At 49.8% G+C, this 13627-nt stretch carries 9 protein-coding genes and 4 pseudogenes; 5 read left to right on the forward strand and 8 right to left on the reverse strand.

Annotated elements, in window-relative coordinates; genetic code table 11:
- Nucleotides 1-19: 19 nt before the first annotated feature.
- The gene (gene galE / locus ABMV07_RS08070) at nucleotides 20-1003 is read left to right on the forward strand and encodes a UDP-glucose 4-epimerase GalE (RefSeq protein ID WP_197692132.1); all 984 of its coding nucleotides are present in this window, start codon (nucleotides 20-22) and stop codon (nucleotides 1001-1003) included.
- A gap of 26 nt (nucleotides 1004-1029) precedes the next feature.
- Here galE and ABMV07_RS08075 read toward each other — a convergent pair.
- Nucleotides 1030-2006, reverse strand: a pseudogene (locus ABMV07_RS08075) (IS3 family transposase); the annotation flags it as partial.
- On the opposite strand from ABMV07_RS08075, the gene ABMV07_RS08080 reads away from it, so the two are divergent.
- Nucleotides 2003-3352: an IS256-like element IS1132 family transposase gene (locus ABMV07_RS08080; RefSeq protein WP_374063848.1), complete on the forward strand. Its 1350-nt coding sequence runs from the start codon at nucleotides 2003-2005 to the stop codon at nucleotides 3350-3352. The pseudogene ABMV07_RS08075 and the gene ABMV07_RS08080 sit on opposite strands and share 4 nt — an antisense overlap.
- Before the next feature lie 39 nt (nucleotides 3353-3391).
- Here the strand turns inward: ABMV07_RS08080 and ABMV07_RS08085 are convergent.
- From ABMV07_RS08085 to ABMV07_RS08100, 4 genes and pseudogenes are all read right to left on the reverse strand, one after another.
- A pseudogene (locus ABMV07_RS08085) lies at nucleotides 3392-3823 on the reverse strand (helix-turn-helix domain-containing protein); the annotation flags it as partial.
- A gap of 121 nt (nucleotides 3824-3944) precedes the next feature.
- A pseudogene (locus ABMV07_RS08090) lies at nucleotides 3945-4361 on the reverse strand (DUF4192 family protein); the annotation flags it as partial.
- Between the two features lie 38 nt (nucleotides 4362-4399).
- The gene (locus ABMV07_RS08095) at nucleotides 4400-5749 is read right to left on the reverse strand and encodes an IS256-like element IS1132 family transposase (RefSeq protein WP_374063848.1); all 1350 of its coding nucleotides are present in this window, start codon (nucleotides 5747-5749) and stop codon (nucleotides 4400-4402) included.
- Between the two features lie 57 nt (nucleotides 5750-5806).
- Nucleotides 5807-6439: pseudogene (locus tag ABMV07_RS08100) on the reverse strand (DUF4192 domain-containing protein); the annotation flags it as partial.
- 252 nt (nucleotides 6440-6691) lie between these two features.
- On the opposite strand from ABMV07_RS08100, the gene ABMV07_RS08105 reads away from it, so the two are divergent.
- Together ABMV07_RS08105 and ABMV07_RS08110 are read left to right on the forward strand one after the other, a co-directional pair.
- Complete coding sequence (locus ABMV07_RS08105; protein ID WP_088267726.1) at nucleotides 6692-7633, forward strand: PAC2 family protein; 942 nt, start codon at nucleotides 6692-6694, stop codon at nucleotides 7631-7633.
- 32 nt (nucleotides 7634-7665) lie between these two features.
- Nucleotides 7666-10200 (forward strand): RNA helicase, encoded by a 2535-nt coding sequence (locus tag ABMV07_RS08110; protein ID WP_197692103.1) that lies wholly within the window; start codon nucleotides 7666-7668, stop codon nucleotides 10198-10200.
- Between the two features lie 75 nt (nucleotides 10201-10275).
- Here ABMV07_RS08110 and ABMV07_RS08115 read toward each other — a convergent pair whose 3' ends face one another.
- On the reverse strand, nucleotides 10276-10800 hold the full coding sequence (locus ABMV07_RS08115; protein WP_088267728.1) for a carboxymuconolactone decarboxylase family protein: 525 nt from the start codon (nucleotides 10798-10800) through the stop codon (nucleotides 10276-10278).
- A 2-nt stretch (nucleotides 10801-10802) separates the two neighbouring features.
- Entirely contained in the window at nucleotides 10803-11399 is a 597-nt protein-coding gene (locus tag ABMV07_RS08120) for a peroxiredoxin (protein WP_003851816.1), read from the reverse strand.
- A 226-nt stretch (nucleotides 11400-11625) separates the two neighbouring features.
- Between ABMV07_RS08120 and ABMV07_RS08125 the strand changes: the two genes are divergently transcribed.
- Nucleotides 11626-12564, forward strand: coding sequence for a hydrogen peroxide-inducible genes activator (locus ABMV07_RS08125; protein WP_088267729.1), 939 nt, complete (start codon nucleotides 11626-11628; stop codon nucleotides 12562-12564).
- Between the two features lie 54 nt (nucleotides 12565-12618).
- On the opposite strand, the gene ABMV07_RS08130 is transcribed toward ABMV07_RS08125, so the two are convergent.
- Complete coding sequence (locus ABMV07_RS08130) at nucleotides 12619-13584, reverse strand: hypothetical protein (RefSeq protein WP_088267730.1); 966 nt, start codon at nucleotides 13582-13584, stop codon at nucleotides 12619-12621.
- Nucleotides 13585-13627 lie beyond the last annotated feature (43 nt).

Consider the following 13627-nt stretch of genomic DNA (forward strand, 5'->3'; position numbering starts at 1 on the left):
CTAAAGGCGGCGAAATTAGATGAAACTCCTCGTTACCGGTGGTGCCGGATACGTAGGAAGTGTCTGTTCTACTGTTCTGCTCGAACAGGGACACGAAGTAACAATTGTCGATAATCTTACAACCGGCAATCGCGATGCTGTCCCTCTGGGAGCCACTTTTGTCGAAGGTGATATCAAAGACGTTGCCGAGAACGTTTTATCATCTGATTCTTTTGACGCGGTTCTTCACTTTGCGGCTCGTTCGCTTGTAGGCGAATCAGTTGAAAAACCAGATGAGTATTGGCAACACAACATGGTGACCACACTTGCGCTTCTTGGCGCCATGAAACGCAATAACGTGCGTAACATTGTGTTTTCTTCGACAGCAGCTACCTACGGCGAACCTGAAACAGTCCCAATTACTGAAGACGCCCCTACTCGACCGACGAATCCGTACGGCGCAACCAAGCTTTCTATCGACTACGCGATCACTTCATATGCGCATGCCTATGGGTTTGCTGCAACAAGCCTTCGGTACTTTAACGTAGCTGGTGCATACGGTTTGGTGGGTGAAAATCGAGAAGTAGAAACCCATCTTATTCCGCTCGTTTTACAAGTAGCACTGGGACACCGTGACAAAATTTTTATGTTCGGTGACGATTGGCCAACTGAAGACGGAACTCCCATCCGCGATTACATCCATATTCGTGATCTTGCTGATGCCCATATTTTGGCGCTTCAAAGTAACGTCGAAGGCAGCCACCGGATCTTTAACCTCGGATCCGGTGAAGGATATTCAGTCAAACAAGTCATTGATACCTGCAGAGAAGTTACCGGCCATCCCATCCCTGCCGAGGTAGCACCTCGACGGGCTGGTGATCCTGCAGTGCTCATTGCATCATCGGCTAAGGCACAATCCGAACTGGGCTGGAAACCACAACGCACTGATCTGCACACGATTGTCTCTGATGCTTGGGCTTTTACCTCTCAGCTCGGAGACAAAGCCCATGGAGCTTTGAACTAGCCCCTGTAAGTTGGACTGGTTTAATTCTAGGTGGTTAGGGGTTCAAGGGCCTGATTCCGATAGTGCATCGGGGTCAGGCCCTTGAGTCGTTGTTGGATGCGTTCGGTGTTATACCACTGGATGTAGTCTTCGACAGCTTGGGTGAATTCCTCGACGGTTCCAAAAACTTCTCCGTGGTACATCTCGGTTTTTAAGTGTCCGAAGAAGTTCTCCATTACTGCGTTGTCGTAACAATTAGCTTTACGCGACATTGACTGAACACCGCCGTTGTCGTGGATTAGATTACGCCAGGTTGAATGCTGGTACTGGAAGCCTTGATCGGTGTGCATCATCCATCCAGGCTTCGGCGCACAGGCTGCAATCGCCTTTGTTAGGGAATCGGCGGTGAATGCTATCGACGGTGATGTAGCCACGGTGTGAGCGACAATACAGCGGTCGAAGAGATCCATTACCGGTGATAAATACACTTTGCGGCCTGCAACCCTAAATTCGGTAACGTCGCTGACAAAGACGATGTTGGGCTTGTCTGGAGTGAATTTACGGGCAAGCTTATTGTCAGCAATGCGACTGATAGTTCCTGTGTAGGAATTATAGGGCCTGCGCTGACGGATTTTAGCCCGAAGACCCATCTGGTGCATGAGCTTGTAGACGAGTTTGTGGTTGACCACCCAGCCCTTGTTGCGCAAGTCCAGCAACACTCGCCGGTAGCCGTAGCGATGCTTGTTGGCTTCGAAACTTTCTAGGATTGCGTGCTTTACCGCAGCATGTTTATCCGGCTTATCGAGTCGCTTTTGATGGTAGAAGAATGTCGCCCGCGGCATATCTGCCGCCGCGAGGAGATCTGCCAAGCGGTGTTGTGACTTGAGGATGACGATCGCCTGGGCTTTCAGGCGTGTCCCTGGTTCCTCAAGTCCCGCAATTTTTTTAAATAAGCATTTTCAGCGAGGGTGTCAGGTGTTTTGTGTGTGAGGCTCTGATCCAGAAGGAGTTTCACTGATAATGACTACCGTGTCACCGAGGAAAGGTCATGACCCGAACAGGGTCAACGAGATCAGCGCTAAGCTGATGGAAAATCCGGAAATCGCCGAACTGATCGGCGAGTTGTCGACTTCCACCGATGATGCCAGCGACCTGGTCAAAGGTCTTTTGCAGGCATCGATCAACGCTGGTCTGCAGGCTGAAATGGACGCGCATCTAGGATACGCGCACTCTGATCGTACGGCGAAAGCCCAGCTGGGCACCCCGGATGGTGGCAATCACCGCAACGGGTCGTACACCAAAACCGTCAACTCTGGTTACGGCACCTTTGATGTGACTATGCCCCGGGATCGAGCTGGCACGTTTACGCCGCGGATGCTGCCTAAAGGCACCCGCCGTCTGACGGAGCTTGATGACATGATCATCTCCCTGTACGCCGGTGGGATGACCGTGCGCGATATTTGCCACCACCTCGCCACCACCCTCGGGGTGGATATGAGCCCAGATACGATCAGCACCATTACCGACGCGGTGTTAGAAGAGGTCATGATCTGGCAAAACCGCCAGCTCGACGAGTTCTACCCAGTGATCTTCCTCGACGCGCTGCGAGTGAAGATCCGCGATGGCCACCGCGTGGTCAACAAGTCTTGCTACATGGCGGTAGGCGTCGACATGGACGGCATCAAGCACATCCTGGGATTGTGGATCGCAGACAATGAAGGCGCCAGTTTTTGGGCATCCGTGTGCGCTGACCTTGCCAACCGTGGGGTCCAAGACGTGTTCATCGTCTGCTGCGACGGGCTCAAAGGCCTGCCGGAAGCCGTGGAGGCAACCTGGCCGAATTCCATGGTGCAGACCTGTATCGTGCACCTGATCCGGGCGGCCAACAGGTGGGTGTCCTACCAAGACCGCAAACCCGTATCAAGTGCGCTACGGGAGGTCTACACCGCACCGACCGAGGACACCGCCCGCGCCGCCCTGGACGCATTCGAGGCCAGTGAACTGGGCCGTAAATACCCGCAATCGGTCAAAGTCTGGCGCGACGCCTGGGACCGGTTTGTGCCATTTTTGCAGTTCCCGCCTGCGGCACGGCGGGTACTCTACACCACGAATTCGATCGAATCGCTGAATGCTGAGCTGCGGAAAGCCACCCGCAACCGCGGCCAGTTCCCGAACGATACCGCGGCGCTGAAAACGCTGTGGCTGATGATCTGCAACATCGAGGACAAGCGCGCTGCCCAGCGAGCGAAGAAAGCGAAGCGCGCCATCGAATGCAACGGCTATATTGAAGGAGCGAAAGCCACCGGGTGGAAACAAGCCATCAACCAACTAGCCGTGGCTTACCCCGACCGATTCGCGGACTACTTGTAAACCAAGCCCCCCCGCACACAAACAATCGGACACTCTCTTTTCAGCCCGCAACCGTTCGTTTTCGCGACGCAGCTTATCTTCTTCAGTAAGCACCTTCGGCTTAGCTGAACCTTTAGGCCTGCCCTTCGGTTTCAGCTTTAACGCGTCATCACCACCTTTGCGCCATTTTCGCGACCAATATCCGACCACTTGATCCGACGACAGACCAAACTCACGGGCCAGATCCATCTTCGACTCGCCAGCTAGATGGCGTTGGACAACTTCCTTTTTGATTTCGAAAGAGTACTGCTGCTTTGAAGGCTTTTCCACAAGACATAGCTTGCCATGGAGCAAGAACCGACGAAACAAAGCACGGACTGGGTAAACACCAACACCAACATGATGAGCTGCAGCCCAATAACTATAACCCTGCTTGAAAAGAGCCACCAATTCTTCCCGCTGTCCCGCCGACAACGAACTACGTGCACGCATACAACTGCTCCCCACTAGTAGGTAACTGATTTCTCAGTCCAACTAATGGGGAGCAGTTCACTTCTCGGGGATAACAGCGAGTAGATTCATTTTTCACATCCGCGGTGTGACTTCTTGGAAGTCACACCGCGGATTTTACATTTGTCGCTTCACCAAAGTGTTTCTGCGCTTCTTGGCTCCCAGTGACAACAAGATCAACAATGGATCCAGATAGACCTCGATAATAGGCTTCTGCTACAAGAGCCGTGAGATGGTGAAAAGGCAAGGTCTTATGAGCCGCTTGCAATACACAAGTAATATGGTTGCCCCACGGGGAATCGACGATGCATAAAGCGTACAAAGCTAATGCATTTGCCCGTACAAACCCCTTAGTATGACGCGATACGTAGCACAGAGCTTCTTTAACAGTATTTGTGTTTAGTACACAGTATTCGATAATGATGTCTCTCGACATTTTATTCTTAAGAAAAGCTGCTACCGTCAATGCGGCATCTTTGATGAGTTTTTCTGTTTGCATCAAAGTCACCGCTTGCGAAAAAGGAGAGTGTCCGATTGTTTGTGTGCGGGGGGCTTGGTTTACAAGTAGTCCGCGAATCGGTCGGGGTAAGCCACGGCTAGTTGGTTGATGGCTTGTTTCCACCCGGTGGCTTTCGCTCCTTCAATATAGCCGTTGCATTCGATGGCGCGCTTCGCTTTCTTCGCTCGCTGGGCAGCGCGCTTGTCCTCGATGTTGCAGATCATCAGCCACAGCGTTTTCAGCGCCGCGGTATCGTTCGGGAACTGGCCGCGGTTGCGGGTGGCTTTCCGCAGCTCAGCATTCAGCGATTCGATCGAATTCGTGGTGTAGAGTACCCGCCGTGCCGCAGGCGGGAACTGCAAAAATGGCACAAACCGGTCCCAGGCGTCGCGCCAGACTTTGACCGATTGCGGGTATTTACGGCCCAGTTCACTGGCCTCGAATGCGTCCAGGGCGGCGCGGGCGGTGTCCTCGGTCGGTGCGGTGTAGACCTCCCGTAGCGCACTTGATACGGGTTTGCGGTCTTGGTAGGACACCCACCTGTTGGCCGCCCGGATCAGGTGCACGATACAGGTCTGCACCATGGAATTCGGCCAGGTTGCCTCCACGGCTTCCGGCAGGCCTTTGAGCCCGTCGCAGCAGACGATGAACACGTCTTGGACCCCACGGTTGGCAAGGTCAGCGCACACGGATGCCCAAAAACTGGCGCCTTCATTGTCTGCGATCCACAATCCCAGGATGTGCTTGATGCCGTCCATGTCGACGCCTACCGCCATGTAGCAAGACTTGTTGACCACGCGGTGGCCATCGCGGATCTTCACTCGCAGCGCGTCGAGGAAGATCACTGGGTAGAACTCGTCGAGCTGGCGGTTTTGCCAGATCATGACCTCTTCTAACACCGCGTCGGTAATGGTGCTGATCGTATCTGGGCTCATATCCACCCCGAGGGTGGTGGCGAGGTGGTGGCAAATATCGCGCACGGTCATCCCACCGGCGTACAGGGAGATGATCATGTCATCAAGCTCCGTCAGACGGCGGGTGCCTTTAGGCAGCATCCGCGGCGTAAACGTGCCAGCTCGATCCCGGGGCATAGTCACATCAAAGGTGCCGTAACCAGAGTTGACGGTTTTGGTGTACGACCCGTTGCGGTGATTGCCACCATCCGGGGTGCCCAGCTGGGCTTTCGCCGTACGATCAGAGTGCGCGTATCCCAGATGCGCGTCCATTTCAGCCTGCAGACCAGCGTTGATCGATGCCTGCAAAAGACCTTTGACCAGGTCGCTGGCATCATCGGTGGAAGTCGACAACTCGCCGATCAGTTCGGCGATTTCCGGATTTTCCATCAGCTTAGCGCTGATCTCGTTGACCCTGTTCGGGTCATGACCTTTCCTCGGTGACACGGTAGTCATTATCAGTGAAACTCCTTCTGGATCAGAGCCTCACACACAAAACACCTGACACCCTCCGAAAACATCGATACATTCCTGCGCAGTTCTACACGACGTCGATGGATCGTCGAAAAGCTCCGCGTATCGCTCCGCAATAAGATATTCATCCCACTGTTCTGATTCCTCAGCTTGCGCGTAATGTCTTTCGATGTCCTTTCGCGAAAGCTCCGGAAGATGTCCAGCATGAATCATTTCACCTGTTATTCCAGTGTTAGCGATGAGTGGAATCCGACCGTTGCGCCAAGATTGAAATTCATGTGCAGCCTCGGTCATTGCTTCGTTTAGCCAAATGGCATCATACTTGCCGCCAGATTCAATCGCTGAGGTATACCAACACGCGTCGAATGGAACGATTTCACAATCGGCAACAAATTCAATTAATCCGCTTAGATCTTCAATGGCCTCTGGCTTCTGTTCAGAAATAATAAGGCCAAAAACAAGATCCGGCTCTATTGCAGAAAGAGTGTCGCCAATATCTGAAAGGTAGCGGAGATCTTTCAGATCAAGCCGCATGACTGGCCCCAGCTGGTAGCATGACTCTTCTGTATGCATCAGCGTGAGTACTACGATTGACTCTTCGGGATAAAATCCAAAAATTCCTGGGATGCTAGCAAACATTTCGCTAGGCGAATGTGGTGTTGTTGAAGTCATAAGTGGATAATCGCACTAACAGCAACAAGTCTTCTGCACTCAATCAAAACACTTGTTGATAAGTATCCCTACTGGCTCGGAAACCTAGTTTTCGCACCAAGTTATCCACAGATTTCTCAATAATGAGGAACAATCCAGCACAATAACGCGTTATCGTGTATAAGACCGAATCGCGTTTTGTGTAACCTCTCAATGAGTTATGGTCATAAGAGCTTATGCATCGATTTCGCCCTGAGTGAGGAGAAGCAAATTATGAATGAGCGAGAAGCAAAAATGTATGAGTTAGAGTTTCCCGCACCCGATGTAGCTTCTGATGGTGTTGACGGCCCAACTCTCATCATCGCGATGCAAGGCTATGCTGATGCTGGTTTAGCGGTTGAAGCTAGCGCCGACCACCTACTTTCAGCTCTCGAACACCGACCAATAGCAGTGTTCAACAATGACGAACTCATTGATTACCGATCTCGGCGGCCCTCTGTAACCATCGATCACAACATCGTTATCGATGCCAATGCGCTGAAGCTCAGCATGGATGTACTTAGAGATTCCAACGGGACTCCCTTCTTACTCTTGTCTGGTCCTGAACCAGATTTACGTTGGGATGCGTTTTCGCAGGCCGTTGCAAATCTTGTCCGTCGCTTCGGAGTAAGGCGCACTATCTGTATTTATGCGGCTCCTATGACGGTCCCCCATACCCGTCCTCTAATTGTTTCCGCACATGGCAATTCATTGGATTTAATCAAGCACCATTTCAGCATTGATTCCAAAGTCACGATCCCGGGTTCTGCATCTCTACATATTGAGCGATTGCTTAATAAGAATAATATCGACGTTGCTGGTTACACTGCTCACGTACCTCACTATCTCTCTGCATCCGCATATCCGCTTGCAACACTTAAATTGTTAGAAGCAATCACCACGTCTACTAACCTTGACTTCCCTTTGAAAACGTTAGAAGCAGATGTTCAAAAGGCAGCACTGCAGGTAGAAGAACAGGTAGCTGGATCTCAAGAAATCGAGTCGGTAGTCAAAATTCTTGAACAGCAATACGATGAAGAACTCGAAAAATATCGTGAACGCAACCCTAAAGCACTAGAAATTGCTGAAGGAGATATACCTGATGCAGACGAGCTAGGCGAAGAATTTGAGCGTTTTCTCGCCAACATTGGTGAAGAAGATGACTCCGAGGATTAGGTTCTTAGCTGTGGTTCAGTAGGCTAGGTTTTATGAATCTTACCCAGATGCTGCCTGATCTCGATGATGTCCCAGAATCACTTCTCGACGAAGCCATCTTCGATTCGTTTTTGAGTTGGACTAAAAGTAAAGGTTTAGCACTCTATCCGACTCAAGAAGAGGCAACATTAAGTATTTTAGCTGGCGATAACGTCATCTTGGCCACCCCTACTGGCTCTGGAAAATCAATGGTTGCCATCGCAGCTCATTTTATTGCCATGGCGCGTGGGCAACGAAGTTTTTACACTGCTCCCATCAAAGCTCTAGTTAACGAGAAATTCTTTGCCCTCTGCGATATCTTTGGCCCTGAATCAGTCGGCATGATGACGGGTGATGCGACGGTTAATGGATCCGCCCCTATCATCTGCGCTACAGCAGAGATCGTAGCCAATATCGCGTTAAGAGACGGCTCTGACGCTGAGATCGATCAAGTAGTTATGGATGAGTTCCATTATTATTCTGAGCCAGGTCGTGGTTGGGCATGGCAAGTCCCGCTACTTGAACTGCCACGGGCACAGTTCCTCCTTATGTCCGCGACCTTGGGTGATACTACCGTTATTAGAAAAGACTTGAGTGATAGAACGGGCAGAACCACCAGCCTAGTCGCTGGAGCAACACGTCCGGTACCGTTACAGTTTTCATATGTATACACCCCTATACACGAAACCATTCAAGATTTGTTGGATACCAACAATGCACCAATCTACGTTGTACATTTCACACAACGGGAAGCGATTGAGCGAGCGCAATCGCTTACGAGTATGACGGTCATCGATTCTGAAACCAAGGAAAAGATTGCTGCCGAAATCGGGAATTTTAAATTCACTACTACCTTTGGGCACACTTTATCGAAGCTCCTACGCAAAGGAATTGGAGTCCATCATGCCGGAATGCTCCCTAAGTATCGCAGATTAGTAGAAAAATTATCACAAACCGGTCTACTGAAAATTATTTGTGGTACAGACACCCTCGGAGTCGGTATCAACGTCCCTATTCGTACTGTTCTATTTACGGGATTAGCAAAGTTTGACGGTAGCAAACAACGAATTTTGGCTTCGCGAGAATTCCACCAAATTGCAGGACGAGCCGGTCGCGCTGGTTACGATACCGTCGGAAATGTCGTTATTGAAGCACCAGAACATGAAATTGAAAACTGGCGACTTCGGCAGCGTGCTGGAAGCGACCCTAAAAAACTGAAGAAATTGCGGAAAAAATCAGCCCGAGATGGCGAAGTCACGTGGGGAGAAAAAACCTATGAGCGCTTATCTGAAGCTGAACCAGAAAATCTTCAGAGTCAATTCCGCATTTCTAACTCGATGTTGCTCAATGTAATTGCTCGTCCTGGTGACGCCTATGTACACCTCAAGCATTTACTACGGACTAATCATGATACTCGTGATAAGCAGAACAAAGACATTCTTACAGCTCTCGAGCTTTTCCGCGGGCTCGTGACAGCGGGAATCGTCGAAAAGCTAGACTCCCCCGACTCGACTGGTCGCAGATACGTTATCACGGAAGATCTTCGTCGCGATTTTGCTCTTAACCAGCCACTCGCGCCTTTTGCACTCGCCGCACTTGAAATCTTGGATAAAGAGTCGACTTCCTATGCTCTCGACGTGATTAGTGTCTTTGAATCGATTTTGGAAGATCCTCGAGTTGTCCTCATCGCTCAACAAAAACAGGCTCGCGGTGAAGAGATAGCAGCTCTTAAAGCTGAAGGCGTGGAATATACCGAACGAATGAACGTCGTTGAGGAAATATCTTGGCCGAAACCATTAGAAGAAATCCTCGAACCAGCCTTTTGTACGTACTGTGGTGGCCATCCTTGGGCTAAGGAATTCACGCTGAGCCCGAAGTCCATAGTTCGCGATATGATCGAACATGGAATGACCTTTAGCGATATCATCGCAACATACGGACTTTCACGCTCCGAAGGCGTAGTGCTCCACTATCTGACGGACGCATGGAAGACGCTGTCACATTCCGTGCCCACTGAATATGTTTCAGATGAGCTCGAGGAAATTATCGAATGGCTGGGGGAACTTGTCCGACAGGTAGATTCCTCATTGATCGATGAATGGGCAAATATGGCTGATCCTGATGCCCCGATTTCTCAAGATACAGTCGACCAACAACGAGCTTTCGGTGTTGAGGATCCTAATGCGATTACCGCAAATTCTCGTGCTTTTGCCGTAATGGTGAGAAATCTAATGTTTAGAATGGTACAGCTGTTTGCAGCCGAAGAAGAAAAAAAACTTGAAGCACTGACAGATTATCTCGATGAACAGCCAGATTTTTCAGAAGCACTAGACGAATACTTTGACGAATATTCGGATCTAGATGTTGGTTCTGATGCACGTGGACGTGAGTATTTCTTGCTCAAGAAAGATGGCCGTATTTGGTCTGTGCGCCAAATCATCAAGGATCCAAACGATGACCGCGCGTTCTCATTTGCCGCAACTGTAGATCTCGATGCTTCCGATGCCGCCGATGAGGTTCGTTTCGCGAAATTCTCTATCGACAGCTAAGAAACAAAAGGCATACGCGTGGTTAAATCCTACATGAGTAGGATTTAACCACGCGTATGCCTTAACTAGAGCTGATTATCGCGAAGCCTCAATCTCGACTGCTTGGGCAACACCTTGCAATGTCGCAGCAATCTTGACCCCTTCAAAGATCTGTTCTTTGGTTAGTCCTTCGGAACGGACGGTCTTTTCGTGAGCAATGGTGCAGTGTTCACAGCCATTAACTGTAGAAACTGCAAGTGACCACAGCTCAAAATCAACTTTGTCCACACCTGGCTTTGCAATAATGTTCATGCGAAGACCCATTTTTACTTGAGCGTAGTCATCGCCGAGCCATCCCTTCGCACGATAGGCCACATTGTTCATGGCCATAATCGACGCTGCGCCAAGGGCTGCGTTCATGGCTTCTTCGCTCAAATGCTCAGATGCTTCTTCTGAAATTTCAGAGAAAACTGCTTCGTTACGGGTAGCGGCCGCTACCGCAAGGAAAGTACCCCACAATTGCTGCTCAGTCAGTTCCGTAGAACGTGCCAAACTGCCAAGGTTGAGTTTCAGATCTTTTGCATATTCTGGAAGCCCAGCTTTGAGATTATCCAACGACATATTTAGTTCAGGCCCTTCTCAAGCTCAGCGAACTTATCAATGTTCTTGGTTGGGTCATTCTTCTGCCAGTTGCACGCACAAACCTCTTCAGACTGAAGCGCGTCGAGAACACGAAGAACCTCATCTACGTTACGGCCGACCGCATCTGGAGTAACAGATACGAACTGAATGATGCCGTCAGGATCGATAATGAAGGTTGCGCGATCTGCAACGCCTTCTTCGTTTTCAACACCAAGGGCCTTGATTAAATCATGCTTGATGTCAGAGAACAGTGGGAATGGAACGGTCTTGAGCTCTGGGTGAGTAGCACGCCAGTTAAAGTGGGAGAACTCGTTGTCAATAGAGCCACCCAAGATCTGGGTATCACGGTCCTGGAATTCTTCGTCGAGCTTGCCGAAAGCTGCGATCTCAGTTGGGCACACGAAAGTGAAATCCTTTGGGTAGAAGAAGACAACCTTCCACTTACCTTCATACTTGTCCAAAGAAACAGTTTCGAAGTAGTCCTCTGGCTGAGATGCGTTAACGTCGTGCAGGTCACCGCCCTTGAGCGCCGTCAAGTTAAACTCTGGGAACTTTTCGCCAACAGTCAAAATAGACATAATTTCCTCCAAATAGGATCGAACGGTTAAAAGCGTTTGCCTGCTGTTTCCTTCACTGCCACAAAATATGACGATAAGAAAACAAGCTCTTTTATTGGACCGCTGCCTCAGTTGTAGTCCTTATCGGAATAAGTAACTAAGGTTTTGGCTCCTGTCATTGTTTATACCTATACAGCGAACACCTGTCAATATGACTTTCTTTTAAAAGTGTCTATAATAAATAGGCATGAGCAATAAAGAATATCGGCCAACCCTTGCACAGCTGCGCACGTTCGCCACTATTGCAGAAAACAAGCATTTTGGCACCGCGGCCGCCAAGCTTTCGATTTCCCAACCATCGCTTTCGCAAGCATTAGCAGCTCTTGAAAATGGCCTTGGTGTTCAGCTCATTGAACGCTCCACTCGTCGAGTCATTGTTACTCCCGCTGGGGAAATGCTCTTACCATATGCAAAGGCCACGCTTGATGCGGCTGACGCTTTCCTTGCCCACGCACATGGCGCTTCCGGCACGCTTTCTGGCCCCATGAGTCTTGGTATCATTCCGACCATTGCCCCCTATATTCTCCCGAACTTACTCGATGCTGTACGTAACGAGTTTCCCGATCTGGAGCTTCGAATCGTAGAAGAGCAAACAAAACACCTTACAGCGCTTCTCCGCGACGGACATATCGATTGTGCAATATTGGCGCTTCCTACTGAACAAATCGGTTTTACAGAAATGCCACTTTACGTCGAAGACTTCCGCATGGTGACAACCGAAGATCACCCATTGGCTCATCGCAGTGACTTAACTCTTTCTCACCTCAAAGAGCTTGATCTTTTGCTTCTCGACGACGGCCATTGTCTTCGCGACCAGATCGTTGATCTTTGCCGACATGCTGATGTAAATCCCACACACAGCAAGGCGGCAGAGACTCGAGCGGCCAGCTTGACTACTGTTATGCAATTGGTCAGTGCTGGAATGGGCGCTACCTTAGTACCGGAAAGCTCAGTGTCCATAGAATGCTCTCGCCCAGGCTTGGCTACGGCTACTTTCGCTCCTGGAGTTAGTGCTTCGCGTCAAGTAGGAATGGTGTACCGAACGTCATCGTCAAGGACTGAGGAATTTCAAAAGCTAGGTTCTATAGTTGGCCGAGCGTTTCAAGACGTTATCGCGCAGAATTAGCATATAAAAATGGTGGTGAGGATCTTACGACCCTCACCACCATTATCTTATTTCCTATACTTTCAACGGAACCGTTCCTTGAGCAATTTGCCGATACATATGAGCTTGAGCATTCATCATGGCAGGAACGATAATAATCGCGCCTATTCCAAGAGTGATGAGCAACCCGAATGTAGAAATTAAGAGATTAAAGAAGCTAAAGCCCACTGCTTGCCAATAGTTTCTAGAAACCTGCACAAAACCAAGACGTATTCCCTCTATCACCGAGGCGCGCCCATCGCATACGAAATATGGAGCGTAGGTAACAAATGGTGAAATGAAGGTGGCAACAACGAGAATCAGCACGAGTGCCAATACAAATGGCATCCAGCTGCCCTCTGTTTGCAGATTGAAAGCAGTGACAAAAACGACAGCGAGGCTAATTCCCAGTGGAATAAACAGCAATATGAATATTAAAAATTCCGTCGCTGTGGTCTTAAGCCAACGAGCTTTCGTGAATACTTCACCAAAAGTGATAGGAAGTCCATCAAGCTGCAATAGTACGAGGCGAATACCAAAAGCTGCGACCAATATGGATCCAAAATTAATCAAAAAATCTGTGCCTCCTGTGGAAGACTCAGGTACTGCGTTAGGATCCTCTAGTCCACCACTCGCACCGAAAGACAGATACATTGTTGTCGCTACCCCAGCTCCAACAACCGCAAGTACAAAGAAAGCACCTAGTATCCATAGCGGCTTCTTGAAGACAATTCGGAATCCATACTCAATCGCCGCGCCGATATTTGCCTTACCGCTGTGTTCCACAAACGGATCTTTGAGGTCCTTATGGAACTTCTGCTCCCCCGCAGAACTTCTACCACTACTATATCCTGCGTAGGAACCGGAATAACTGCCTAGAGGCGAACTGGTGGGGTACCCATCAGCTGGTACGTTAAAACCACGGTCTTCTGGATGAGAAGTAGAAGGGTAAGGTTCGTACTCGTTATCTTGAGGGTCAAAAGGATTCCGAGGGGTGGTCATGTCACTCCTAGCGTGAGGCTCTGAAATTATTCAATACACGCCC

The sequence above is a fragment of the Corynebacterium belfantii genome, from assembly GCF_041898185.1.
Taxonomy (GTDB): domain Bacteria; phylum Actinomycetota; class Actinomycetes; order Mycobacteriales; family Mycobacteriaceae; genus Corynebacterium; species Corynebacterium belfantii.

What these genes read in the sequence shown, in the direction of transcription:
- galE (WP_197692132.1), top strand. Translation starts at nt 20, where the DNA reads ATGAAACTCCTCGTTACCGGTGGTGCCGGATACGTAGGAAGTGTCTGT.
- ABMV07_RS08080 (WP_374063848.1), top strand. Translation starts at nt 2,003, where the DNA reads ATGACTACCGTGTCACCGAGGAAAGGTCATGACCCGAACAGGGTCAAC.
- ABMV07_RS08095 (WP_374063848.1), bottom strand. Translation starts at nt 5,749, where the DNA reads ATGACTACCGTGTCACCGAGGAAAGGTCATGACCCGAACAGGGTCAAC.
- ABMV07_RS08105 (WP_088267726.1), top strand. Translation starts at nt 6,692, where the DNA reads ATGAATGAGCGAGAAGCAAAAATGTATGAGTTAGAGTTTCCCGCACCC.
- ABMV07_RS08110 (WP_197692103.1), top strand. Translation starts at nt 7,666, where the DNA reads ATGAATCTTACCCAGATGCTGCCTGATCTCGATGATGTCCCAGAATCA.
- ABMV07_RS08115 (WP_088267728.1), bottom strand. Translation starts at nt 10,800, where the DNA reads ATGTCGTTGGATAATCTCAAAGCTGGGCTTCCAGAATATGCAAAAGAT.
- ABMV07_RS08120 (WP_003851816.1), bottom strand. Translation starts at nt 11,399, where the DNA reads ATGTCTATTTTGACTGTTGGCGAAAAGTTCCCAGAGTTTAACTTGACG.
- ABMV07_RS08125 (WP_088267729.1), top strand. Translation starts at nt 11,626, where the DNA reads ATGAGCAATAAAGAATATCGGCCAACCCTTGCACAGCTGCGCACGTTC.
- ABMV07_RS08130 (WP_088267730.1), bottom strand. Translation starts at nt 13,584, where the DNA reads ATGACCACCCCTCGGAATCCTTTTGACCCTCAAGATAACGAGTACGAA.